The sequence below is a fragment of the Ruegeria haliotis genome, from assembly GCF_013377785.1.
Classification (GTDB): Bacteria; Pseudomonadota; Alphaproteobacteria; order Rhodobacterales; family Rhodobacteraceae; genus Ruegeria; species Ruegeria haliotis.
In genome coordinates this window covers 601,087-623,286 of record NZ_JABXWT010000002.1, presented here as the reverse complement: position 1 = coordinate 623,286, position 22,200 = coordinate 601,087, and the positions used below count along the sequence as shown (strand labels likewise).

The following is a 22,200-nucleotide window of genomic DNA, read 5'->3' as shown; positions in this document are numbered from 1 at the left end:
GCCAGAGGATATTTCAGAGTTAGGAGGCAGGGGTGTTGGCGCGGGATACGGACTGCTCCGTACGGTACCCTTCAGCGCATGATGCCATCCATCATGCGCGCGCGGGATCCACCCTTCACGGCGCGTGGGCTTGTTGGGGATGTGAGATGGGTGCAATCACCAATCCTACGTTTGCTTTTTTTGAGGCGTCACAGAGAAGGCGAGGAGAGCGAGAGTTTTATTCTTTTAGAGCGTGATTAAAAAAACGACGCAAGCGGACCAAGGGCAGAAAGTGAAACTGATCCTTTGACGCCTCAGTAACGATGCCTGCCATGAATACCTTTAGATATGCGTCAGACAAATGCACCCCAAAGACTGGACTCCCACTCATTCCCTTCGGATCATACTCTAGTGAATTTATGGGCTTGAAGCTTAGCCTATCACTGACACATGGTACCGTTTCGGTGCCAATGACCGCATTTGGGCTGATCGAAAACTGGAAACTATAGTAATCAATCTCGTTGCGATTACTAGGATAGCCTATTGCGAATACCAAAATCGCCGATCTAGTTGCGTCAAACGTCAGATCGGTTTCCACATCATACCAGCCGTTGCGGGAGAGGTTCCCGCTCAATACCGGCTCAGTGAACTCGCAAAGCACACAGTCAATACTGTCTGCGATTTCATTCGATTGGATTGGAAAAATGGCTTTTTGCGCCGTCGCCATTTTATTAGTCTCGTAGTTGAAGAGACTTATTTGCTCAAAGTCAAAAAGGCCTTTCTTGATTTGGTGCATAGAGAGTAGGGCGAAGTATCTCTCACCAATCTTGACTTTAGCTGTGCTTCCACCGAGGCCCATATTGTAGCGGCCGCAGTCGTCCGCCGCAAATACAGCCGGTTCTGAGTACGATTTCAGGTGTTCGCTCAGGCTGTTTGCTGGAACAAAGAGACCGTTGATGTCAGCACTGGTTGCGATCCTCGATCCAAGGATCGTTTTTAGGGAGCTCAAACATCCAACTCCTCCACAAACCGCGCGTTCTCCTGAATGTACTGGAACCGCAGTTCGGGCTTTTTGCCCATCAAACGCTCGACCAGATCGCCGGTCTCGCCGGGTTCGTCCTCGTCGATGGTGACCCGGATCAGTTTCCGGGACGCCGGGTCCATCGTGGTCTCTTTCAGATCCTTGGCGTCCATCTCACCCAGCCCCTTGAAGCGGGACACGTCGATCTTACCCTTGCCGCCCAGACCTTTCTCCAACCATTCGTCGCGCTCGGCCTCGTCCAGACAATAGACGCGTTTCGCGCCTTGGGTCAGGCGATACAAAGGCGGGCAGGCGAGGTACAGGTGGCCCGCGTCAATCATCGGGCGCATCTGGGTGAAGAAGAACGTCATCAGCAGCGCCGCGATATGCGCGCCGTCCACATCCGCGTCGGTCATGATGATGATCTTGTCATAGCGCAGGTCATCGACGTTGAAGCGGGTGCCGAGCCCAACCCCCAGGGCCTGCGTCAGATCGCTGATCTCGGCGTTGGTGCCCAGTTTGGAACTGGCCGCGCCCAGCACGTTCAGGATCTTGCCGCGCAGGGGCAGCAGCGCCTGTGTTTTGCGGTTTCGACCCATTTTTGCCGATCCGCCCGCAGAATCGCCTTCGACGATGAATAATTCCGTACCGTCCCGTGTTGAACTAGAGCAGTCCACCAGCTTGCCGGGAAGACGAAGTTTTTTAGTGGCGGATTTGCGTTGTGTTTCTTTCTCGGCCCGTCGGCGCAGACGTTCCTCTGATCTCAGGATCAGGAAGTCCAAGATAGCGCCGGCGGATTTCGTGTCCGCGGCTAGCCAGTTGTCAAAGTGGTCGCGGACCGCATTTTCCACCAGTCGCTGCGCATCGACCGTGGCCAGACGGTCTTTGGTCTGGCCCACGAATTCCGGCTCGCTGATAAAGCACGACACAAGGGCGCAACCGCCTGTGATCAGGTCGTCACGGTTGATCTGGGTGGCCTTCTTGTTGTTGATCAACTCGCCATAGGCTTTGATGCCCTTGAGGATCGCCGCCCAGAAGCCCGCCACATGGGTGCCGCCCTCGGGCGTGGGGACGGTGTTACAGTAGGACTGGATGAACCCGTCGCGCGACGGTGTCCAGTTGATCGCCCATTCGACCTTGCCGGGGGTGTTGAATTTTTCTTGAAAATCCACGGTGCCGGCAAAGGGCTGATCGGCATAGGTGGACGATCCGTTCATCGTCTCCTTGAGGTAATCGGACAGGCCGCCGGGGAAATGAAACGTTGCCTCGGTCGGGGTTTCGCCGTCGTCGATATGGGATTTCCAGCGGATTTCCACACCCGAGAACAGGTAGGCCTTTGACCGGATGGATTTGAACAGGCGCGCGGGTTTGAACTTGTGATGGCCAAAGATGTCAGGGTCGGCGTGGAAGGTGACGGTAGTGCCACGCCGGTTCGGCGCTGCGCCCACTTTTTCGACCGGACCCTGCGGAACACCACGCGAGAAGCGTTGTTCATAAAGTTGTTTGTCCCTTGCCACCTGAACAACCATGGAATCGGACAGGGCGTTGACCACCGAGGCCCCCACGCCGTGCAGACCGCCCGAGGTCTGATAGGCCTTGCCCGAGAATTTACCACCCGCGTGCAGAGTACACAAGATCACCTCAAGCGCGGATTTGTCGGGGAATTTGGGGTGCGGATCGACCGGGATACCACGCCCGTTGTCGCGCACGGTCAGGGCGTAGTCTTCGTGCAGCTCGACCTCGATCCGGTTGGCGTGGCCCGCGACGGCCTCATCCATCGAGTTGTCGAGGATTTCTGCCACCATATGGTGCAGTGCGCGTTCATCCGTGCCGCCGATATACATGCCGGGGCGTTTGCGCACCGGTTCCAGCCCTTCAAGCACCTCAATCGAGGAGGCGTCATAGGTGGCGGTTGCGCTGGGCGTCAACAGATCGTCGGGCATAGGTGCTGCTCTTGTTTTTGAGTTTCCCCCATTATGGCAGGTGATGTAGTCCGGGGGAAGAGGGACGCGAAGTGTTGTGGAGGGTTTGCGGTTTAGACGAAGGAGAGTGCCCATTGGCCACAGAGCTGTTATTTGCCGCTGACGCAAGATGGAAAGGCTATCTCTTTCTGGCTTCCATTCGGCACACAGGCTATTGGCTGTGGTATGACTGATACTCTGCCTCCGTGCCCCGAATGTTCTTCTGCCTTTACCTACCAGATGGATGCGCTGCTTATCTGCCCAGAGTGTGCACATGAATGGGTCGCGGGGTCGCCATCCGATCAGGCTGCGGAGGTGCATGACAGTGTGGGCAACGTGCTAAGTGACGGAGATACCGTGACGGTTGTCAAAGACCTGAAGCTCAAGGGAACGTCTTCGGTCATCAAAGTCGGAACCAAGGTCCGTGGGATTCGGTTGGTCGACGGTGACCACGACATCGATTGCAAGGTGCCAGGGGTAGGTCCAATTGGCCTGAAATCCCAATTTGTGAAGAAGGTGTTCGGGTAAAATCCGAGCTGAGGACCAGGTAGGTTGACAAGGTCTCGTGTCTGGTCGTTTTGATCACCAGCACCAAGGCTGCGAAGGGATCGTAACCTGACCTTGTGTAACTGAGACATCTTGACCAATCGCGAGCGGCGTTAGCGGTCACCGTCCACTCATACATATGCATCCCTTTGATTGGTTGAAGAGAAAATAAAATCGCCTCGTAACCGGCGCAGATCGCTTTTAATCTGCATCCGAAATCTATCGGAGTAGGGAGAGGAGCGCAGATGAGCTGGATCAAGACCGTGCCGTTCGAGGAAGCAACAGGCAAACTGAGAAAACTCTACGAGCGGGTCACGGGCCCCGACAACAATGTAGACAACATCATGATGGCGCACAGCCTGCGGCCACATTCGATGGAAGGCCACATGGTGATGTACAAAAACGTACTGCATCACTCGGCCAACACGATTCCGAAGTGGTTTCTTGAGGTGCTGGGCGTCTGGGTCAGTTCGCTGAACCGCTGTGGTTATTGTGTCGAACATCATTTTGGTGGGTTACAGCGATTGTTGGGCGACGCCGCACGAGGGGATGCCATTCGTGCTGCGATCGAGGCGCGCAGGCCCGAGGATGCGCCCTTGGATCAGGCTCAGATTGCGGCGATGACCTACGCGCGCAAGCTGACCGAGGCACCGGCCGATTTGGTTGAAAGAGACGTGGTGGCATTGCGGGATGCTGGATGGGACGACGGAGAAATCCTCGAGATCAATCAGGTCTGCGCCTATTTCTCGTATGCCAACCGCACGGTTCTGGGGTTGGGCTGCTCCACAGAAGGCGACGTATTGGGCCTGTCACCGAACAATTCCGACAATCCAGACGATTGGGGCCATCGGTAAGGGTGCGGGATTCAACCTCGGGGTAGTCATGTTCAGGTGGGGTTTTGCTGCGTCCAGTCCAGAATGGCCCGCGCGATCGCATGAGGGTTTTGATGATGCAGCCAATGGTCAGTATCAGGGATAGTTATGCGCGTCAGGTTCGGTGCAAAATCTTCCAGCCCTGCGGTGGATTCCGGTAGCAGTGCCATGTCATTGGGACCCCACAGCAACAGATGGGGGCAGTTGACTCGCAGACGATCTGGGGAAAGCTCCGGCAGGTCGTTACGCGGAGTGCCGGGGTCCGCGACGACCAGAGGGGATGCGCGATACCAGTTCAGCATGGCGTTCAGTCGCCTGGGGCGGGCCCATTCGGTGCGATAATCCTCCATCGCGGCATCTGACAACCAATCAACCCCCATGCCATGGCGAAAGAACTGCTCGAGCTTGGCGAAATTGTTGGCGGATAGATGTTGGGCGGCGTCCGGTGCGCGCAGTTGGTTGATGTATTGCGAGGCTTTTGATTGCGCACCTCCCGATGCCATTGCGCGTTGAAACGGTGCAGGATGGACCCCGTTGGCAATGATAAGACGGTCAATCAGATCAGGCCGGAACATCGCCAAACCGTAAGCAACAGAAGCGCCCCAATCGTGACCCAAGACCGTACAAGGTGCATGGGTGTGTTCGATCAATGCCGCCATGTCGGAAACAAGTTTGGACAGCGTATAGTTTTGCGCGCCCTCCGGTGCCCAGCTTTGGCCATAACCGCGTTGATCTGGCGCGATGCAATGGAAGTGGTCTGCGAGGTAAGGGGCGAGATCGCGCCAGGCGTCGCCAAATTCCGGAAATCCGTGCAGCATTAACAGCGGGGGATTGCCCGCATTGCCCCATGTCCTGACATAGAAGGGTTGGCCGTTCAGTTCGATAAAGCTGCCATCCATGGTGCCCTCCTCCTGAGATCGGTATTTCATGGGTTTTTGAGGCATCAATTTGACACCAATCAAAGCGCATATTCACCTGATCTGCTAGCCATCATTCTGGACAGTGAAAAAAGGAACAAATGCATGGATGCAGTGGCGCACAACAAGCAAAAAGCAGCCCAAATAAAAGTCGTACCCAACACCAAGCCAGAGCATACTTCGCCCAGCCCGGAAAAGATCCGACAGGCATTTGAAAGCGGCGAATACCCCTATGGCCGGAAGATGGCGCGCCCTGCGTATGAGGCGCAAAAAGCCCAGTTGCAGGCGGAATTGCTAAAGGTGCAGCTTTGGGCGCAAGAGACGGGTCAGCGGTTTGTGCTGCTGTTCGAGGGGCGGGATGCTGCCGGCAAAGGCGGAACCATCAAGCGTTTCATGGAGCACCTGAACCCGCGGCAGGCCCGTGTAGTGGCGCTGAACAAACCCACATGGGAAGAAAAAGGGCAGTGGTATTATCAACGATACATTCAAGAGCTGCCGACCGTGGGTGAAATGGTGTTCTATGATCGCTCTTGGTATAACCGGGCAGGGGTCGAGCGGGTGATGGGCTTTTGCACGCCCAATGAATATCTGGAGTTCATGCGGCAGACGCCCGAGCTTGAACAGATGTTGGCGCGATCTGGTATCCAGCTTTACAAATATTGGTTCTCGGTGACTCAGTCCGAGCAGCAGCGCCGGTTCAAGAGCCGGGAAACTGACCCCTTAAAACAGTGGAAGCTGTCGCCCATCGACAAGGCCAGCCTGAACAAGTGGGACGACTATACCGAGGCGAAAGAGGCGATGTTCTTTTATACGGACACGGCCGACGCGCCCTGGACCATCGTCAAGTCGAATGACAAGAAACGCGCGCGCCTCAATTGCATGCGTCATTTCCTGTCGACATTGGACTATCCAGGCAAGGACGATGAAATTGTCGGACAACCCGATCCGCTGATCGTCGGGCAGGCGCATCATGTGATCCATCAATCGGAACACATCCTTGGGACAGCTTTGCATCCCGATGCGCGCTGATTGACCCGAATATCTGCACCACGCCGAGTTGTCTTGGCGTGGCAGCAAGACCGTGCGAACGCAGCTCGTCTCATTTTGAAATTTTATCGATCCACTCTTGCCGCGCGTTCAGGCCGCGCATAAGGCTGGAGCGATGATTAAAGTGATGACATATCCCGGCCATTTTCGCGCCATCGCCGTGTTGGGTCTACCGTTGATTGGTGGGCATCTGGCACAATTTGCTATCGGCCTGACCGATACCGTCATGCTGGGCTGGTACGGGGTCGAGGCGTTGGCCGCTGTGACGTTGGCCAGTAGCTATTTCTTTGTGTTGTTTCTGTTTGGGGCCGGATTCGGGTTGGCAGTCATGCCAATGGTGGCGACTGCAGCCGCCGAAGAAAATGAGACCAGCATTCGTCGGTCAACCCGCATGGGGTTGTGGCTATCTCTGATATATGCGGCCCTGACGATTCCATTTCTCTGGTGGTCCTACCCGATATTTATTTTGCTGAAGCAAGAACCGCAGGTGGCTGAAACCGCCTCGCAATACTTGCGTGTGGCAGGATGGGGCCTGATTCCGGCGTTATTGGTGATGGTTCTGAAATCCTATCTTGCCGCATTGGAGCGGACGCAGATCGTTCTTTGGATCACGGTTGCTGCAGCGTTCGTGAATGGCATCACAAACTACGCGCTGATTTTTGGCAACTGGGGCGCACCGGAACTGGGCGTGATGGGGGCTGCTATTGCCTCGGTGGTGACCCAGATCGTGTCATTGATCTGTGTCGTGATTTACGCCGTGCGCGCCTTGCCGGAACACAGCATGTTCCAGCGTTTCTGGCGACCGGATTGGGAGATGTTTTCTAGCGTTTTGAAACTGGGCGTTCCGATTGGGTTGACCTTGCTGGCCGAAGTCACACTGTTTGCCACGTCGGCAATCATGATGGGTTGGCTGGGACAGGTGCCGCTGGCTGCGCACGGGATCGCGTTGAATCTGGCTTCGGCCACGTTCATGGTGCATTTGGGGCTTTCAAACGTCGCCACGATCCGGGCGGGCAATGCGCTTGGACGGCGTGACAGAGCGCATCTTGAAAAGGGTGCAATTGCAGTGACCGGGATGTCGTTGGTTGTGTCTGTTTTGACAATCGTCTTGTTCCTGACCTGTGCCGAGCCGCTGATTTCGCTGTTCATGGAAGCGGATGAACCGCGCCGTCCGCAAATCTTGGCCATTGGCACCGGATTGCTGGCGATGGCAGCACTTTTCCAATTGGTCGACGGAGCTCAGGTGATCGCGCTGGGGCTTTTGCGTGGTCTTCAGGATGCTAAAATTCCGATGGTCATGGCGGCGCTCAGCTATTGGGTTGTGGGCATACCGGCATCGTACTACTTCGGCTTCACCCGAGGGATGGAAGGTATCGGCATCTGGCTGGGCCTTGTTATTGGGCTGGCTTGCGCTGCGGTTCTGCTGATGGCCCGGTTCTGGCTGCGGTCTGTGCGTGAAATCGGTGTACCGGCTGAATAGGGTTCAACCCTTGTTCAGCCGGTCTGACTTTTTGCGGACCAGAACCGAACGCAGGTCGTGCATCGCCATCAGCAGGCGGTCTGTCACGTCCTCCAATTGTTCGTCCGAAGCTTTGGATTGCGCCCATTGGGTGGTCACGTTCAGATAATCGACCGCACGGTGAATGTCATCTATATCCCGCTGTGCTAGCAGGGCTTTGCGTTCCTCCATCCAGCGTGCGATCTCGACCTTGTCAGTGTCGGTTAGTGTTCGTTGTCCGTGAGGTTTGACCTCGCCGTTTCGAATATTGATGACCGCGATCTGATCCATCTCGATCCGGCGCTGCCGGTTTTCCGTATCGATCTTGAACACGACCGCCCCGTTCTCGCGGACACGGAAATAGTACTCGGGCAAGTCAGCGGTCATGGGGGGGGGCTCCGGTCAGGTCAATGCGGCGCAGAAACGTTGGATGCGGGTGCAGGCCTCTTTCAGCGCGTCATCCGAGGTCGCATAGCTGACCCGGAAGTTCGGCGACAGGCCAAAGGCCGCGCCAAATACAACGGCCACGTCTGCTTCTTCCAGCAAGGCGGTGGCGAAGGCTTCGTCATTATCGATAACAGTCCCTTTGGGCGTAGTTTTACCGATCATGCCAGCGATTGATGGATAGACATAGAACGCACCCTCGGGGGTGGGGCAGGTCATGCCGTCGATGGCATTCAGCATCTCGACCACCATATTGCGCCGACGCTTGAACGTCTCATTGTTGGGGGCAAGAAACGCCTGCGTCCCGTTCAACGCCTCAACCGCTGCCCACTGACTGATCGAGCAGGGGTTCGAGGTGGATTGCGACTGAATCTTGCGCATTGCGGCGATAATTTCGGTCGACCCAGCGGCATACCCGATACGCCAGCCGGTCATCGCATAAGCCTTGGAGACACCATTGCAAGTGAGGGTGCGATCATAGAGCCGGGGTTCAACCTCGGCAGGCGTGCAGAACTCGAACCCGTCATAGGCAAGATGTTCATACATATCGTCGGACATGATCCAGACGTGGGGGTGACGCATCAGGACATCCGTCAGTGCCTTCAGCTCTGCCCGGCTATATCCGGCGCCGGTCGGGTTCGAGGGTGAGTTGAAGATGAACCACTTGGTCTTGGGAGTGATTGCCGACTCCAGTTGTTCTGCCGTCAGCTTGAAGCTGTTCTGCAAAGTGGTTTCCACTACGACAGGTGTGCCACCAGCCAGCAGAACCATGTCTGGGTAGCTGACCCAGTAGGGCGCGGGGATGATAACCTCATCGCCCGGATTCAGTGTCGCCATCAACGCGTTGTACAGCGTCTGTTTACCGCCTGTGCCGACCGAGATCTGGGCGGGCGTGTAATCCAGCCCGTGATCGCGCTTCATCTTGGCGCAGGCCGCTTGTTTCAGTTCGGGAATACCATCGGGGGCGGTGTATTTGGTTTTACCTGCGGCGATGGCCGCTACGGCAGCGTCCTTGATGTTCTGTGGCGTGTCGAAATCCGGCTCGCCCGCGCTCAGGCCGATGACATCGCGACCGGCAGCTTTCAATTCGGCCGCTTTTGCGGTCATCGCAATTGTTGGCGATGGTTTTACGCGTGACAGTGTCGCAGACAGGAAACTCATGGAAGGCCTCGGTTTGTATGTTCAGCTTGTCTGTCATAGGGTGCGCCTGAATGACGATCAAGCGATATGAAAAATAGAATTGGAGCCCCCGATGAGTGACGAAAACGACTGGTTTGGACCGGACGCGGCAACATTCGGGGACCGGCTGGCCGGCGCACGCGAGGCGGCTGGGATGACGCAATCTCAGATGGCGCGGCGCCTCGGTGTCAAGAAGGCAACGATTGTCGCATGGGAGAACGACCTGTCCGAGCCGCGTGCGAACCGGTTGTCGATGATGGCGGGCATGATCAACGTATCCATCGTATGGTTGTTGACCGGCGAGGGTGAAGGGATGGATGCCCCGCTTGACGCCGAAGAATCCAATCTGGATCTCGCAGGTGCGGTGGCCGAACTGCGTTCTATTCGCGGGGAGATGCGCGCCAGCGCCGAACGTGCGGCGCGTCTTGAGAAAAAGCTGCGGCTGATGCTGGGGCAGGCTCAGTGACCGAACCACGCGATATCAGGATCAAGCGCATGAAAATGCGCTCGATGCGACGGGGTATCAAAGAGATGGATCTGATCCTGTCGGCCTATGCGGACCGCAATCTGGCCGGGATGAATACAGCCGGTCTGGATAACTATGACGCTTTGCTGCAAGAAAATGATCAGGATTTGTATCAATGGGTCACTGGGCAAGTCCAGCCGCCAGCGGCATTTACGGACCTGATCGCGAATATCGCCCAGACCTTTCAAAAATAATGAAAAACCCAGCTTAACTGATTTTTCGGGATTTCGGTTCATCGTAGCGGAAACCGCACGACTGAATCGGAGGGTCGGATGAGTATGGAATCGCAGGTCTCAGCGCCTGGAGCCAAGGGGTTCATGACCAGTTACCTCGAGGCATTGGCCCTTGTGGAACGGCTGCACCGGCTGTTGTTGGATGTCATCAAGGACGAATTTGAAAGGGTCGGCGTGCTTGAGATTAACGCGGTTCAGGCCTTGTTGTTGTTCAACATCGGCGATCACGAGGTCACGGCAGGCGAACTGAAAAGCCGCGGGTACTATCAGGGCAGCAATGTCAGCTATAACCTGAAGAAACTGGTCGAGATGGGGTACATGCACCATCAAAGATGCGAGATTGACCGACGCTCCGTGCGTGTTCGGCTGACACCGCAAGGGCGGGAAATCCGGGGTGTTGTTTCGGACCTGTTCGCCCGTCATGCCGAAGGGTTGCAGGGCAGGGGTGTGCTGGGTCTCGATGGCATCGAAGATATCACTGGTTCCCTGCGTCGGGTCGAGCGGTACTGGACGGACCAGATTCGCTATATTTATTGATTACGGGCGCGCATCTGACAAAACCAGACTTTTCAGCTCTCGGATCAGCTTGCGCGTCATGGCTTCCTCGTAAGACTCAAAACCCAATGCGACCTCGACAAAGGCATTTGGGCCAAGAATGACCCATGTATTGTAGTAGGCCGAAAGTTCACCAACCTGAACGTACCGCTTGTCGCCGTCGCTGGGGTCATCCGCACCAATGACCAGCCCGTTGATGGTGATCCCCGAACTCTGAAGGGCGGTTTTTACGTCACGAGGGTGCGGCCCGAGATTGTGTTTTCCATCCCCCGACAAATCCAGTGTGCGTTTCCAGCAGTCTTGCTGCTGCGCCAGAAGGTCGGCCCCGAACACCATTGCTGATCCAACGGCAGTGCCTTGTGGTGCAGCGCTGCGCTCAACTTGATCAAGCTGCGTTCCGATCCGATCCAGATCAGCGGTTGAGCGAACTTCTGTCCAACTCAACAGCATCCTTTGATGCCCGGGCTCGCTCCACTCAAAGATTGCAAGGCGCACTGACGCGGCGGTGTTGGACAAGATCAACTGACTGATTTCAGGGCGGTGCAGAGCTGCTGCCAAACCACCGAGTTGCAACCTGTACTCCCTGCTGTCAACTGATCCAGACACGTCCAGTCCCAAAGCCAGCGCGTGACGGCACTGGGCAAAACTAGGACCAGCCAGCAAGCAGAGCAGAAAGACCAGAATACGCGCCATTACGGATTTGCATCCTGCAATGCCCCGATCTGCAGCCCGCTTAACTCCCGTTCCAGTTTCCGGCGCATGGCGCGTTCGAAATCCTCGAAACCTTGGGCAACCTCAAGAAAAGCGCCGGGGCCGTGCAGGACATTGTTTTCAAAGAACGGGATCAGAAACAGCTCACCTTCGAAATCCGCAGCATTGATCACCAACCCGTTGACCACCGTGTTCTCGAAGGGAAAGTGCCTATAGGCGATTTGCGGACCGTAGCCATCGTTGTTCGATCCGTCGCCGGACAGATCGATGGTTTGAAACAGGCATCTGGGGGCTTGTTGCATCAAGCTTGCGCCAAACGCCAGCGCATAGCCCATGGCTGTTGCAGACCCCATATCGGACCGGGCAGACCGGCTAATCTGCGCAGAGGCAGACAGCAAATCGGCTACATTCTCAATCAACTGCCAGTTCAGAATGACGTGCTGTGTCGACTGCCCGCTCCATTCATAGACGGCCAGCGCCACCGGCATAGGTGAGGCGAAAAACGCATCCTGAACTTCGGGCGCGATCAGAGCTGCGGCAAGACCCTGACGTTGCAAGGTATCTTCCGTTTCGTCGACCGAGACCGAGATATCCAAGGCAAGGGCCAGCGCCAGGCGACAGGGCTCTGCCTGAACGGGGCTGGCCAACGCGGCCAATCCCAATGATATCAATTGGCGGATCACCAGTGGCCAGTGTTTTCCATGCTGCTCCAGGGCTCAGCCGGGGCAAGGGATTCGCCATTTTGCAGCAACTCGACTGAGATATTGTCGGGAGAGCGCACAAACGCCATGTGTCCATCGCGCGGGGGGCGGTTGATCACAACGCCACTGTCCTGCAGGCGCTGACAAACTTCATAGATATTGTCGACTCCATAGGCGAGATGGCCAAAGTGGCGGCTGTCGCTTGGCAGTTCATCGTCACCATCCCAGTTATAGGTCAGTTCGATCGGCGCATCCTCTTGCCCTGGAGGGGCCAGGAAAATCAGCGAGAAACGCCCGGCTTCGCTGTCATAGCGTCGCGTCTCCTTCAGGCCCAGCAACTCAAAAAACGCCATGGCTTTCCCCAGATCCTTTACGCGGATCATGGTGTGAAGATATGTCAGCCCCATTACGGCTTTCCTTTTTTTGATTGAGTTTGGGCTCAGCTTAGCGCGCTGCCGGGGCGTGTCGAGGGGGCTGGAGAACACATTTCGAAAAATGCGCATCATGCGGCACATCTCGCGGTTTCGGTGGCGGGATTGACGAGATATAGTAGAAGGCGACTCATGATTGGAAAGGAAGATTTCATGCCGCTGTCCACCGACCAACAGGCCGAGATCGAAGCGCAACGCGCGCAGTCGCATCAAACACGCCGCGTCGTTGCAGCGGGTATGGAAGACCATCTGTATACCGCCCATCAGGTTCTGGACCACGGATTTGTTCGCGTGATCGACTATATGGGGGACGATGCCGCGATCTGTCAGGCTGCGCGCGTGTCCTACGGAAAGGGCACCAAATCGGTGCAAAATGACGAAGGGCTGATCCGGTATCTGATGCGTCACTGGCATTCGACCCCGTTTGAAATGTGCGAAGTCAAATTGCACGTCAAACTGCCGGTGTTTGTGGCGCGTCAATGGATTCGGCACCGCACGGCCAATGTGAACGAGTACTCGGCCCGGTACTCGATTCTGGACCGTGAGTTTTACATCCCCGCGCCCGAACACGTGGCCGCACAATCCGAGGTCAACAATCAGGGTCGCGGTGCTGCCTTGGAAGGTGAAGAAGCGGCGCGTGTGTTGGACCTGCTCAAGGCCGACAGCGCCCGGTGCTATGACAATTACGAAGCCATGATCAATCAGGATGGACAACAGGGTCTGGCGCGGGAATTGGCGCGGATGAACTTGCCAGCCAATATTTATACGCAGTGGTACTGGAAGGTTGATCTGCACAACCTGTTCCACTTCCTGCGTCTGCGCGCCGATCCCCATGCGCAGTACGAGATCCGGGTGTACGCGGACATGATGTGCAAGATCGTGGCGGAATGGGTGCCTTTTGCTTACAAGGCTTTCGAAGACTATCGCCTTGGGGCGGTCAATCTGTCTGCGCAGATGGTGGATAGCTTGCGCAGGATGGTTGCAGGTGAAACAGTCACTCAGGACAATTCTGGTATGACGGCCCGGGAGTGGCGCGAGTTCGAGGCCATCATTCGCGAGGGCTGACTGGGGCGCAAATCGTTTGGCTATAGGCGAAGTCATGAAACCGCCTATTTGGTTTCATGACTAGTGCGCGGTCAATTCCGGTTTCGTACCATGCCCTTGGACTGGAAGTGCCCGCGCAGGCAAAATTTCTGATCGTGATTGTAACATACGCCACAGTCACGTGCTGCATCGTTGCCATGGGGCAAAGCCAGCTAACGCATGCTAAAAAGAGGTCAGCACGGGGAAAAGGCAATTGCCGATTGGGTGCGGTTAACGGCCTGAAATTGGCCGTCAACCTTTGTTGATACTCCCCGCGCGCGGGAGAGGCGTCGCTACAACGGCTTTAATTCAGCAGCCATCTGGCGGCCGTCACGTCCGTCTTCCAACTCGTATGCGACTTTTTGATTGTCTGCGAGTCCGGTCAGACCGGACCGTTCTACGGCCGAGATATGTACAAACACATCTTTGCCCCCTTCATCGGGGGCAATGAACCCATAGCCTTTCGTGGTATTGAACCATTTCACGGTGCCAGTTGGCATCTCCCGTGTCTCCTTCTACTTACGCAATGTCCCACAAATTGGTGGGGGCGGTGGTTGGCGCAGCAGCAACACCTGACTGTTTCGTGTGTGCGATACAGTCAGAATTGCGTGTTTCGCCTTTTTCAACATTGCACGGTGAAGTAAAAAATCAAGAATTACCGTAAAAACAGGTAAGTTTGCCTAAAATAGAAACAATTGCAGGAGCAATACGAAAATGCGCCTTTATGGTCTGAAGACGTGTGACACTTGCCGTAAGGCGTTAAAATCATTGCCGGATGCTCAGTTTGTGGATGTCCGCAATGACGGCGTTCCTGAACCTGTCCTGTCGCAGGCTTTTGCCCAGTTCGGCGAGGCTTTGCTCAATACCCGATCCACGACATGGCGTGGGCTGCATGAAAAAGAGCGTGCTTGCCCGCCTTTGGAATTGCTGAAGGAACACCCAACCCTGATGAAACGCCCGTTGATCGACAAAGAAGGGACATTTCTACTCGGCTGGACGCCCGAAACACGTTCAAAGCTTGGCGTTGCGTAACTGGATGCTTATCTGCTCAGACGCAACTGCGAGGAAAATAAATGCGTAATGCCGCTATGATTTTGGGTGTCGTCGCCGGATTGATCGGGATGATCGTCGGCTTTTTTGGGTATGGGTATGTTGAGGCGATCAAGCATTTCGGTGACATCGAAGGCGTGGCCGAGCAGGTCGATAACCCTGGCTTGATCCAGAGCATTTCTATCATTGCGCCACTTTTGGCGATTGCTGGTGGGGCGATGGCCCATGCCCGTGCTCTGGTCGCGGGGGTGTTGCTGCTGATTTCGGCAGCAGGAATGTACTACGCGTTTGGATTTGGCGTCTTTACCATGTTCCCCATCGCGTTTGCCGGTGTGGCTGGTTTCCTTGGGCTGGCTGCGGGGAAGCCGGACCAGCCCAAGGCACATTTCTAAATCACTTTAGGCGCAGGATCCGATCCAAAGACAGCGGGCCTGCGCCATTGATGACGATCACCAGGAATAGGAAGGTCCACAACGTGCGCTGATCCATAATCGAGGGGGCGGCGTCAAACAGGCTGCCCAGTTTCACGCCGTGGCCAGTCACGTCGACTAGGGTTTGCACCCAGACAAAGCCGATCATGGCCAAAGCGGCCAGCCGGGTGAACAAACCCACCAACAGCAAAGCGGGCAAGACGAATTCTGCCACCGTGCCAAAGAAGATCACGATGCGCTGGAAAAAGGTCATCTGTGAGACGTCGTACAGCACCGCTTCGGCAGCTTTCGGAAAGATCTGACCAAATGCACCTGCAGAGGGTGAAAAGATCGAGCCATCAATCTTTAGCATGGCCGAATTCCAGTAATAGACCAGCAGGACCGCGATAAACACCAGCCGTGCCAGCGTGGGGGTCAGCCAGTTGGACGCGTGGTCCACCTTTCCCAGAACGTTATTGTGAAGTGAGATCAGGGCAGTCATGTCTCCAGCCTTTCGATAGTCACAGAAGTTATTGCACCGCCCTGCAAAAGCAGTGCCAGAGTGGTTCCAAGGTCAAAATCTGGTGTCTCGGCAGCGGTCTTTTCGAACGCATCTCCGATGGTGTCACCTGTTTGTAGATGCGCAATCCACGCCGCACCGCCTGATGGTAAGGGTTGTGGAATCGGATCGTATTCGGGTCGTGTGATCAGAACATCCTGGGCGTGAGCCTCTGGTGTTGGGGCGTCCGCTTCGGTGTTGAATCGCCAGATCGCGTGAATGGGCCAGTCCGAGCGGATGACCTGCATCGATGGTGCGAAGCTCAGCCGGGCCTTCAAGACATCTTCTGGCGAAACGGCCAACGCATCCGCTGGGGCGGCCTGGCTGTCGGCGGCATGATAGGACTGTCTCAGCGCCAGTTCCAACCGCGCGATGTCCGGCAGGTATCCCAGATGGGACAACTGCGGCATGTTTGCCAGAAAGTCGGGAAAGGCCTCGCCGTAAAACATCATAAGGGGGGAGGACGGAGGATGCTGCCGCAGGAAGATACCTGCCAGGCCGTCCATGTTCTGGGTACCAAGCAATTTGGTAATGACCGGAAAAGCTTGATGCATCGCTTCGGTCAGCGATACCGCTACGTTGTTGCGATACACACTAAAGCGGCGTCCGGCAGGCTGCGCCTCGGCATCTGTCAGGCCATCCGGCACGAGCGCTTTTGCATCCAACAGGGCCGCTTGAAATGTCGTCTGAGACACGCTCATGCTGGAACCCGGTCCAATGCGACTTGCGCACGTTCGGCTTCGGCTCGCAGAACGGGCCAATCGGGCACGTCTGTGTCCCATTCGACGAGCACCGGTTTGGGACCAGAACGGTCCAGAACGTAATCCAACAGCGTCCAGACCGGGTCGACCACCTCGCGCCCATGGCTGTCAATCAGCAGGGGATGTCCGTGGTCATCTTCATCTTCGTCATGCCCGCCAAGATGAATTTCACCCACCTTCTCAAGCGGGTAGGCATCGATATAGCCCTGTGGCGAGAAATCAAGATTGGTTGCCGAGACAAAAACGTTGTTTACATCCAGCAACAGACCGCATCCGGTGCGTTGCGAAATCTCTCTCAGGAAATCGGGCTCGGACCAGGTACTTTCCTCAAATGCCAGATAGCTCGAGGGGTTTTCGAGCAGCATTTGACGCCCGACAGTGTCCTGCACCTGATCAATATGTGCACACACACGGGCCAGAGTCGCGTCGGTATAGGGCAGCGGCAGCAGGTCGTTGAAGAAATGGGTGTCGTGGGTCGACCAGGCCAGATGCTCTGAGAAACTGGCTGGTTTTAGCCAACTGATCAGATGCTTCAGGCGCGTAAGATGATCAGGGTCCAGGGGGCCTTCGCCGCCGATGGACAGGCCAACGCCATGGACCGAAATCGGGAAATCTTCAGAAAGGTGACGCAGCTGTGCCAAAGGCCGCCCGCCATCACCCATGTAGTTTTCCGCGTGGATTTCCAGCCACGCGACAGGCTGAGCCTGTTCAAGAATCTGTGCGAAATGCTGCGGTTTATACCCAACGCCCGGCGCGGCGGGCAGGCGATTTGACCTGAGTGCATCATCCAACATTTGCCAGCTCCTTGATCACGAAGAAAGGGGCGGGCGATCTGGCCCACCCCTCAAGCTCGTTCGGCAGATCTTATGCCGGCAGGTCGCGGTCCAGTGCTTCCAGCGATCCTTTGCGTGCAGTACCGTTTGCTTCCTTGGGCAGCTCGATATCCGCGCAGGTGCCGGCATCGACCAGCGTCCATGCGTTGCCCTGATAGTCAACGGTCGAAGTGCCCGCGCAGGTGGTGCCGGGGCCCGCTGCGCAGTCGTTCTGACCGGCCAGCGATACGCCATAGCACTTTTCTTTGGCCTGTGCGGTTGCGGTCGTGGCCGCGCCCGATACGGCGGCTGCAACTGCGCTTGCGATAACTAGGGTTTTTGCTGTGTTCGACATCTCGGAAATCCTCTTGATGACAGGGTATGTCTGCTTGTGACAATGACAAAGGTAATGGCTTGTTGGCCACAGTTAAATTCACGAGCCCGTGTCTCACAAGCGCGTCAGGGAACTTTATGCCCCGTTGCAGGTTAATACACTGTTTTTGGTGCGAAAATGGGTAAATGTTTCAATCCGGCCCAAAAACAAGGGCCGGATTTGTGGCAATTTGCTGCCAAATGTTACAGCAGATCCGGAGGAGTCGCGGCTTGTGACAGCTCATTTGTTACAGCCTCAAGCGATTGAACCTGCGTCTGTTTTTCACCCAAGCGACGGACGGTGACGGTGCGCTCTTCGACTTCGCGGTGACCGACGGCCAGAATCACGGGGACTTTGCCGACCGAATGCTCGCGGACCTTGTAGTTGATTTTCTCGTTTCGAATGTCCGCTTCGGCCCGCACACCGGCGGCCTTGAGCGTCTCGACCACTTCGTTGACGTAGTCATCTGCATCAGAGGTGATCGAGGCGACAACAACCTGACGCGGCGCCAGCCAGAACGGCAGCTTGCCTGCATGATTCTCGATCAGGATGCCAATGAACCGCTCGAACGAGCCCAGGCAGGCGCGGTGCAACATGTAGGGGCGGTGTTTGGCCCCATCCTCGCCGATATAGGTCGCGCCCAGACGTTCTGGCAGGTTCGGGTCCACCTGGAAAGTACCGCACTGCCATTCACGACCGATGGCATCGGTTAGCTTGAAGTCCAGCTTCGGGCCATAGAACGCGCCTTCGCCGGGATCGAGCGTATAGGAATGCCCGGTCGCCTTGATCGCCTTCTCCAGCGCACTTTCGACGTGATCCCAGCTTTCCTCGGACCCGACCCTCTTTTCCGGGCGGGTGGCGAACATGATCTCGAACTTCTCGAACCCGAGATCCTTGTAGACCGATGAGAGGTAATCCAGAAACGCTGCGCATTCCGCCTCGATCTGATCTTCGGTGCAGAAGATATGACCGTCATCCTGCGTGAACCCGCGCACCCGCATGATCCCGTGCAGCGCGCCCGAGGGTTCGTACCGCGAGCACGATCCGAACTCGGCCATCCGCAGCGGCAGTTCGCGATAGCTTTTGAGGCCCTGATTGAACACCTGAACATGGCAGGGACAGTTCATCGGCTTGAGCGCGTTGATCGATTTCTCGCGCGCATGTTCCTCGTCCACTTCAACGATGAACATATGCTCTTGATACTTGTCCCAGTGGCCCGAGGCTTCCCACAGCTTGCGGTCCACGACCTGCGGGGTGTTGACCTCTTTGTAACCGGCGGCCCGCTGCTTGCGGCGCATGTAGTCCTGCAACTCGGTGTAGACGGTCCAGCCATTGGGGTGCCAGAACACCTGACCGGGTGCCTCTTCCTGCATGTGGAAGAGGTTCATCTCGCGGCCCAGCTTGCGGTGGTCGCGTTTGGCCGCCTCTTCCAGCATGTGCAGGTGCGCTTTCAGCTTTTCCTTGCCGGTAAAGGCCACGCCGTAGATGCGTTGCAGCATCTGGCGCGAGCTGTCGCCGCGCCAATATGCGCCCGCGATAGACATCAGTTTGAACGCATCACCGGGAACCTGACCGGTGTGCTGTAGGTGCGGGCCGCGACACAGGTCTTGCCAGTCGCCGTGCCAATACATGCGCAGCGGTTCGTCGCCGGGAATGGCGTCGATTAGTTCGACCTTATAGGGCTCGTCATTGGCGGTGTAGAAATCAATCGCGCGCTGACGGTCCCAGACCTCGGTGGTCACGGCGTCGCGCTTGTTGATGATTTCTTTCATCTTTTTTTCGATCAGGCCCAGATCTTCGGGCGTGAATGGCTCGGCGCGGTCAAAGTCATAGTACCAGCCGTTTTCGATCACCGGGCCGATAGTGACCTTGGTGTCGGGCCAGATTTCTTGTACTGCGCGTGCCATGATATGGGCTAGATCGTGGCGGATCAGCTCATTGGCCTGAACCTCGTCCTTCATGGTGTGGATGGCGATCTGCGCGTCTGCATTGATGGGCCATTGAAGGTCCCAATGCTGTCCGTCCACAGTGGCCGAGATGGCCTTTTTTGCCAGCGAGGTCGAAATGTCGGCCGCGACCTGCGCGGGCGTGACGCCTGCGTCAAAGGATCGTGCATTGCCATCGGGAAAAGTAAGGGAGACTGACTGTGAGTCTAAGGCCATATCGGCTCTCCTCGTCGGTTTGGCGCCCACTGAACGCCCGGTTGCGGGTTATGTGTGTCTGGCTCATGTGGCAGGTGCAGCAAAACCTGTCAAGTGTCGAAGGCGCGCGGGCCTGACGTAGCGATCGTGCGGAATTCCGGAATTGCGACCTGCTGGCTGCCGTGCATGATGTTCCCAAAACGGAAAGAGGGTTTTATGGCAGCGACGGATTTTCTGGAAACGGCGCAAGGGCGACGATTGGCGTATCACAAAAGCGAGGGTGCGGGTCCGACCGTTGTTTTTCTGGGTGGCCTCAAATCAGATATGGAAGGCACCAAGGCAGTTTACCTTGAGGCTTGGGCACAAGCGCGCGGGCAGGGGTTTCTGCGGTTCGACTATTCGGGGCACGGTGAAAGCTCCGGTGCATTTACCGATGGGTGCATTGGGGATTGGCATCAGGACACCATTGCAGCCGTGACGGCGTTGACTTCAGGGCCGCTGGTCGTCGTAGGATCTTCGATGGGCGGTTGGCAGGCGCTGTTGCTGGCAAGGGCAATGCCCGAGCGAATTGCCGGGATGGTGACCATCGCTGCGGCACCTGATTTCACCGAAGATGGCTACTGGGCCTCGTTCAGCGACGATCAGAAAGCCGCGCTGGACACCGTTGGCCACGTCGAATTGCCCTCGGATTACATGGAGCCTTACGTCATTACCAAACGGATGATCGAAGACGGGCGGCAGCATCTGGTTCTGCGCAATACGCTTGACCTGCCGTTTCCTGTTCGTTTCCTGCAGGGCACAGCGGACACGGCGGTTTCAACTGAAACGGCAGTCCGGCTGCTGAATCATGCCGTTGGGCCAGACATGAGGTTGCTGCTGGTCAAGGATGCGGATCACCGGTTCTCGGACGGCCCGTGTCTTGACCTGATTGAAAACGCAGTACTTGACGTGATGGGGGAAGGCTGATGCAACGTTTTGGCTGGCTTCTTGGGCGCATTCTTCTTGTATTGGTCGTGGTTGGCGGTCTGATCTATTGGTTCGGGCCACGCGAAGAGGTGAATTTGCGCCCAACATTTGATCCCCGAAAATTTGGGGAAGGCGTTCAGGTCTATTTCGAAAGCACCGAATCCGCCTTTGATGACATCGTGCCGGGTGTCGAGAAGCGGGTGATCTGGCAAGAAGGGTTCAAGGAACAACGCACGCCCTATTCCGTACTGTACGTTCACGGATTTTCCGCCAGTTCCGAGGAAATCCGACCCGTGCCGGACAGGGTTGCCGATGCACTTGGCGCAAATCTGGTCTACACGCGTCTGCAAGGTCACGGGCGGGATAGCGATGCCATGGCCGAAGGCACGGCCTCGGGCTGGATGCAGGACATCGCCGAAGGATTGGCGGCCGCACGGGCCGTGGGCGAAAAGGTCATCGTGATCTCGACCTCGACCGGGGGAACCTTGACCGCCGCCGCTGCTCTGGATTCGGATCTGAACGAAAATGTCGTTGCGATGGTCTTTGTGTCGCCGAACTTTGGAGTGAACACGATAGCGGCATGGATCCCAACCCTGCCTTGGGCCCGGCACTGGTTGCCGGTGTTGATGGGGTCAGAGCGTGACGTTTCAGGGCCTGACCCCGAGAAGAACAAATACTGGACCACCAAATATCCGTGGGAGGCCGTTGTCCCGATGTCCGTATTGGTCGAGACGGTCTATGCTCTTGATTTCTCAGGCACGACGGTTCCGGCGCTGTTCTGGTTCTCGGATGATGATCAGGTTGTACGTCCAGACCGGACCCATAAAGTTGCTGCCAGCTGGGGCGCGCCAACAACGGTAGAGTTGGTTACAGTGGGTCCGGAAGATGATCCGGGATCGCACGTGATTACAGGACAGTTGATGTCCCCCGGGCAGACCGATGCTGCGGTCATGGGGATACTGGAATGGCTTAAGGGATTGGGGGTCGAATAATGGAACAACGCGTCAGCCTGATCACGGTCGGAGTCGATGACCCCGAGGTCGCCGCCCGTTTCTATGAGGCATTGGGGTGGAAACGGGTCGAAAGCCCGGATGGGGTCATCGCGTTTGATTTGATCGGTCAAACGCTGGGGCTGTACCCCATTTCGGCCTTGGCGGAAGAGATCGGAGTCGAAGCTGATACTTTGGGGCGCGGGGCATTGACCCTCAGTCACAATTGCCGGGCAAAAGAAGAGGTCGCCGCGCTTTTGGGACGTGCAGAAGGCGCTGGGGCAGACATTCTAAAATCTGCTTCTGACGTTTTCTGGGGTGGGCATCATGGCTATTTCCGCGCACCGGAAGGCACGATCTGGGAAATTGCCTTCAACCCATTCTCGGCCCTCGGATCGGATGGTGCATTCCGCTGGAATGGGTACTGAGGATGCG

27 protein-coding genes are annotated in these 22,200 nt (G+C 56.6%); 13 read left to right on the top strand and 14 right to left on the bottom strand.

Going from position 1 to position 22,200, the window contains the following annotated elements; all coding sequences use genetic code 11:
* Positions 1-217: 217 nt before the first annotated feature.
* Together HW561_RS08135 and parE are read right to left on the bottom strand one after the other, a co-directional pair.
* A complete protein-coding gene (locus HW561_RS08135) occupies positions 218-988 on the bottom strand; it encodes a hypothetical protein (protein ID WP_176863474.1) in 771 nt (256 codons plus the stop codon).
* Positions 985-2,943, bottom strand: coding sequence for a DNA topoisomerase IV subunit B (parE, locus tag HW561_RS08130; RefSeq protein ID WP_176863473.1), 1,959 nt, complete (start codon positions 2,941-2,943; stop codon positions 985-987). Before parE ends, HW561_RS08135 begins: the two co-directional genes overlap by 4 nt.
* Before the next feature lie 204 nt (positions 2,944-3,147).
* On the opposite strand from parE, the gene HW561_RS08125 reads away from it, so the two are divergent.
* Positions 3,148-3,489 (top strand): zinc ribbon domain-containing protein YjdM, encoded by a 342-nt coding sequence (locus HW561_RS08125; protein ID WP_176863471.1) that lies wholly within the window; start codon positions 3,148-3,150, stop codon positions 3,487-3,489.
* A gap of 263 nt (positions 3,490-3,752) precedes the next feature.
* Complete coding sequence (locus HW561_RS08120; protein WP_176863469.1) at positions 3,753-4,361, top strand: carboxymuconolactone decarboxylase family protein; 609 nt, start codon at positions 3,753-3,755, stop codon at positions 4,359-4,361.
* A 32-nt stretch (positions 4,362-4,393) separates the two neighbouring features.
* On the opposite strand, the gene HW561_RS08115 is transcribed toward HW561_RS08120, so the two are convergent.
* Positions 4,394-5,278 carry an alpha/beta fold hydrolase gene (locus HW561_RS08115; RefSeq protein ID WP_176863467.1) on the bottom strand — a complete coding sequence of 295 codons (885 nt, stop codon included), beginning with the start codon at positions 5,276-5,278 and terminating at the stop codon, positions 4,394-4,396.
* Between the two features lie 123 nt (positions 5,279-5,401).
* On the opposite strand from HW561_RS08115, the gene ppk2 reads away from it, so the two are divergent.
* Both ppk2 and HW561_RS08105 read left to right on the top strand, forming a co-directional pair.
* On the top strand, positions 5,402-6,325 hold the full coding sequence (gene ppk2, locus HW561_RS08110; RefSeq protein WP_176863465.1) for a polyphosphate kinase 2: 924 nt from the start codon (positions 5,402-5,404) through the stop codon (positions 6,323-6,325).
* 145 nt (positions 6,326-6,470) lie between these two features.
* Entirely contained in the window at positions 6,471-7,823 is a 1,353-nt protein-coding gene (locus HW561_RS08105; protein ID WP_235962833.1) for an MATE family efflux transporter, read from the top strand.
* A 3-nt stretch (positions 7,824-7,826) separates the two neighbouring features.
* Here HW561_RS08105 and HW561_RS08100 read toward each other — a convergent pair whose 3' ends face one another.
* Positions 7,827-8,228 (bottom strand): hypothetical protein, encoded by a 402-nt coding sequence (locus tag HW561_RS08100; protein WP_176863461.1) that lies wholly within the window; start codon positions 8,226-8,228, stop codon positions 7,827-7,829.
* 15 nt (positions 8,229-8,243) lie between these two features.
* Positions 8,244-9,446: a pyridoxal phosphate-dependent aminotransferase gene (locus tag HW561_RS08095; protein ID WP_176863459.1), complete on the bottom strand. Its 1,203-nt coding sequence runs from the start codon at positions 9,444-9,446 to the stop codon at positions 8,244-8,246.
* A gap of 91 nt (positions 9,447-9,537) precedes the next feature.
* Here HW561_RS08095 and HW561_RS08090 point away from each other — a divergent pair, with 91 nt between their 5' ends.
* The 3 genes from HW561_RS08090 to HW561_RS08080 all read left to right on the top strand — a co-directional run bounded on the left by HW561_RS08090 (position 9,538) and on the right by HW561_RS08080 (position 10,760).
* The gene (locus HW561_RS08090) at positions 9,538-9,930 is read left to right on the top strand and encodes a helix-turn-helix domain-containing protein (RefSeq protein WP_176863457.1); all 393 of its coding nucleotides are present in this window, start codon (positions 9,538-9,540) and stop codon (positions 9,928-9,930) included.
* 29 nt (positions 9,931-9,959) lie between these two features.
* Positions 9,960-10,184, top strand: coding sequence for a succinate dehydrogenase assembly factor 2 (locus tag HW561_RS08085; protein ID WP_176863455.1), 225 nt, complete (start codon positions 9,960-9,962; stop codon positions 10,182-10,184).
* A 78-nt stretch (positions 10,185-10,262) separates the two neighbouring features.
* A complete protein-coding gene (locus HW561_RS08080; protein WP_408015365.1) occupies positions 10,263-10,760 on the top strand; it encodes a MarR family winged helix-turn-helix transcriptional regulator in 498 nt (165 codons plus the stop codon).
* On the opposite strand, the gene HW561_RS08075 is transcribed toward HW561_RS08080, so the two are convergent.
* Genes HW561_RS08075 through HW561_RS08065 form a run of 3 tightly spaced genes read right to left on the bottom strand, consistent with a single transcriptional unit; the run spans position 10,761 to position 12,597 of the window.
* Entirely contained in the window at positions 10,761-11,471 is a 711-nt protein-coding gene (locus HW561_RS08075; protein ID WP_176863453.1) for a DUF1194 domain-containing protein, read from the bottom strand.
* Positions 11,471-12,172: a DUF1194 domain-containing protein gene (locus HW561_RS08070; RefSeq protein WP_176863451.1), complete on the bottom strand. Its 702-nt coding sequence runs from the start codon at positions 12,170-12,172 to the stop codon at positions 11,471-11,473. Before HW561_RS08070 ends, HW561_RS08075 begins: the two co-directional genes overlap by 1 nt.
* Positions 12,169-12,597: a VOC family protein gene (locus HW561_RS08065; RefSeq protein ID WP_176863449.1), complete on the bottom strand. Its 429-nt coding sequence runs from the start codon at positions 12,595-12,597 to the stop codon at positions 12,169-12,171. The genes HW561_RS08070 and HW561_RS08065 overlap by 4 nt, the downstream gene beginning before the upstream one ends.
* A gap of 177 nt (positions 12,598-12,774) precedes the next feature.
* Between HW561_RS08065 and thyX the strand changes: the two genes are divergently transcribed.
* Entirely contained in the window at positions 12,775-13,686 is a 912-nt protein-coding gene (thyX, locus tag HW561_RS08060; protein WP_176863692.1) for an FAD-dependent thymidylate synthase, read from the top strand.
* A gap of 311 nt (positions 13,687-13,997) precedes the next feature.
* Here the strand turns inward: thyX and HW561_RS08055 are convergent, their stop codons facing one another.
* Positions 13,998-14,204: a cold-shock protein gene (locus HW561_RS08055; protein WP_176863447.1), complete on the bottom strand. Its 207-nt coding sequence runs from the start codon at positions 14,202-14,204 to the stop codon at positions 13,998-14,000.
* A 214-nt stretch (positions 14,205-14,418) separates the two neighbouring features.
* On the opposite strand from HW561_RS08055, the gene HW561_RS08050 reads away from it, so the two are divergent.
* Together HW561_RS08050 and HW561_RS08045 are read left to right on the top strand one after the other, a co-directional pair.
* Entirely contained in the window at positions 14,419-14,736 is a 318-nt protein-coding gene (locus tag HW561_RS08050) for an ArsC/Spx/MgsR family protein (protein ID WP_176863446.1), read from the top strand.
* Between the two features lie 41 nt (positions 14,737-14,777).
* Positions 14,778-15,146 (top strand): hypothetical protein, encoded by a 369-nt coding sequence (locus tag HW561_RS08045; protein ID WP_176863444.1) that lies wholly within the window; start codon positions 14,778-14,780, stop codon positions 15,144-15,146.
* Position 15,147: 1 nt separating this feature from the next.
* Here HW561_RS08045 and HW561_RS08040 read toward each other — a convergent pair whose 3' ends face one another.
* From HW561_RS08040 to thrS, 5 genes are all read right to left on the bottom strand, one after another.
* A complete protein-coding gene (locus tag HW561_RS08040) occupies positions 15,148-15,666 on the bottom strand; it encodes a DoxX family protein (protein WP_176863442.1) in 519 nt (172 codons plus the stop codon).
* Complete coding sequence (locus HW561_RS08035; RefSeq protein ID WP_176863440.1) at positions 15,663-16,424, bottom strand: HvfC/BufC N-terminal domain-containing protein; 762 nt, start codon at positions 16,422-16,424, stop codon at positions 15,663-15,665. The genes HW561_RS08040 and HW561_RS08035 overlap by 4 nt, the downstream gene beginning before the upstream one ends.
* The gene (bufB, locus tag HW561_RS08030) at positions 16,421-17,278 is read right to left on the bottom strand and encodes an MNIO family bufferin maturase (protein WP_176863438.1); all 858 of its coding nucleotides are present in this window, start codon (positions 17,276-17,278) and stop codon (positions 16,421-16,423) included. Before bufB ends, HW561_RS08035 begins: the two co-directional genes overlap by 4 nt.
* Positions 17,279-17,348: 70 nt before the next feature.
* Entirely contained in the window at positions 17,349-17,651 is a 303-nt protein-coding gene (locus HW561_RS08025; RefSeq protein ID WP_176863435.1) for a BufA1 family periplasmic bufferin-type metallophore, read from the bottom strand.
* Between the two features lie 221 nt (positions 17,652-17,872).
* Positions 17,873-19,831: a threonine--tRNA ligase gene (gene thrS / locus HW561_RS08020; protein WP_176863433.1), complete on the bottom strand. Its 1,959-nt coding sequence runs from the start codon at positions 19,829-19,831 to the stop codon at positions 17,873-17,875.
* Between the two features lie 195 nt (positions 19,832-20,026).
* Between thrS and HW561_RS08015 the strand changes: the two genes are divergently transcribed.
* From HW561_RS08015 to HW561_RS08005, 3 genes are read left to right on the top strand one after another with little or no spacing between them, the layout of a single operon-like run.
* On the top strand, positions 20,027-20,776 hold the full coding sequence (locus HW561_RS08015; RefSeq protein ID WP_176863432.1) for an alpha/beta fold hydrolase: 750 nt from the start codon (positions 20,027-20,029) through the stop codon (positions 20,774-20,776).
* Entirely contained in the window at positions 20,776-21,768 is a 993-nt protein-coding gene (locus HW561_RS08010) for an alpha/beta hydrolase (RefSeq protein WP_176863429.1), read from the top strand. Before HW561_RS08015 ends, HW561_RS08010 begins: the two co-directional genes overlap by 1 nt.
* Positions 21,768-22,193: a VOC family protein gene (locus HW561_RS08005; protein ID WP_176863427.1), complete on the top strand. Its 426-nt coding sequence runs from the start codon at positions 21,768-21,770 to the stop codon at positions 22,191-22,193. The genes HW561_RS08010 and HW561_RS08005 overlap by 1 nt, the downstream gene beginning before the upstream one ends.
* Positions 22,194-22,200: the final 7 nt, after the last annotated feature.

Coding starts and splice junctions, on each gene's coding strand:
- HW561_RS08125 (WP_176863471.1), top strand. CDS start 3,148: ATGACTGATACTCTGCCTCCGTGCCCCGAATGTTCTTCTGCCTTTACC.
- HW561_RS08090 (WP_176863457.1), top strand. CDS start 9,538: ATGAGTGACGAAAACGACTGGTTTGGACCGGACGCGGCAACATTCGGG.
- HW561_RS08065 (WP_176863449.1), bottom strand. CDS start 12,597: ATGGGGCTGACATATCTTCACACCATGATCCGCGTAAAGGATCTGGGG.
- HW561_RS08025 (WP_176863435.1), bottom strand. CDS start 17,651: ATGTCGAACACAGCAAAAACCCTAGTTATCGCAAGCGCAGTTGCAGCC.
- HW561_RS08045 (WP_176863444.1), top strand. CDS start 14,778: ATGCGTAATGCCGCTATGATTTTGGGTGTCGTCGCCGGATTGATCGGG.
- thyX (WP_176863692.1), top strand. CDS start 12,775: ATGCCGCTGTCCACCGACCAACAGGCCGAGATCGAAGCGCAACGCGCG.
- thrS (WP_176863433.1), bottom strand. CDS start 19,831: ATGGCCTTAGACTCACAGTCAGTCTCCCTTACTTTTCCCGATGGCAAT.
- parE (WP_176863473.1), bottom strand. CDS start 2,943: ATGCCCGACGATCTGTTGACGCCCAGCGCAACCGCCACCTATGACGCC.
- bufB (WP_176863438.1), bottom strand. CDS start 17,278: ATGTTGGATGATGCACTCAGGTCAAATCGCCTGCCCGCCGCGCCGGGC.
- HW561_RS08080 (WP_408015365.1), top strand. CDS start 10,263: ATGAGTATGGAATCGCAGGTCTCAGCGCCTGGAGCCAAGGGGTTCATG.
- HW561_RS08100 (WP_176863461.1), bottom strand. CDS start 8,228: ATGACCGCTGACTTGCCCGAGTACTATTTCCGTGTCCGCGAGAACGGG.
- HW561_RS08040 (WP_176863442.1), bottom strand. CDS start 15,666: ATGACTGCCCTGATCTCACTTCACAATAACGTTCTGGGAAAGGTGGAC.
- ppk2 (WP_176863465.1), top strand. CDS start 5,402: ATGGATGCAGTGGCGCACAACAAGCAAAAAGCAGCCCAAATAAAAGTC.
- HW561_RS08085 (WP_176863455.1), top strand. CDS start 9,960: ATGAAAATGCGCTCGATGCGACGGGGTATCAAAGAGATGGATCTGATC.
- HW561_RS08035 (WP_176863440.1), bottom strand. CDS start 16,424: ATGAGCGTGTCTCAGACGACATTTCAAGCGGCCCTGTTGGATGCAAAA.
- HW561_RS08120 (WP_176863469.1), top strand. CDS start 3,753: ATGAGCTGGATCAAGACCGTGCCGTTCGAGGAAGCAACAGGCAAACTG.
- HW561_RS08095 (WP_176863459.1), bottom strand. CDS start 9,446: ATGAGTTTCCTGTCTGCGACACTGTCACGCGTAAAACCATCGCCAACA.
- HW561_RS08105 (WP_235962833.1), top strand. CDS start 6,471: ATGACATATCCCGGCCATTTTCGCGCCATCGCCGTGTTGGGTCTACCG.
- HW561_RS08055 (WP_176863447.1), bottom strand. CDS start 14,204: ATGCCAACTGGCACCGTGAAATGGTTCAATACCACGAAAGGCTATGGG.
- HW561_RS08010 (WP_176863429.1), top strand. CDS start 20,776: ATGCAACGTTTTGGCTGGCTTCTTGGGCGCATTCTTCTTGTATTGGTC.
- HW561_RS08015 (WP_176863432.1), top strand. CDS start 20,027: ATGGCAGCGACGGATTTTCTGGAAACGGCGCAAGGGCGACGATTGGCG.
- HW561_RS08075 (WP_176863453.1), bottom strand. CDS start 11,471: ATGGCGCGTATTCTGGTCTTTCTGCTCTGCTTGCTGGCTGGTCCTAGT.
- HW561_RS08115 (WP_176863467.1), bottom strand. CDS start 5,278: ATGGATGGCAGCTTTATCGAACTGAACGGCCAACCCTTCTATGTCAGG.
- HW561_RS08005 (WP_176863427.1), top strand. CDS start 21,768: ATGGAACAACGCGTCAGCCTGATCACGGTCGGAGTCGATGACCCCGAG.
- HW561_RS08050 (WP_176863446.1), top strand. CDS start 14,419: ATGCGCCTTTATGGTCTGAAGACGTGTGACACTTGCCGTAAGGCGTTA.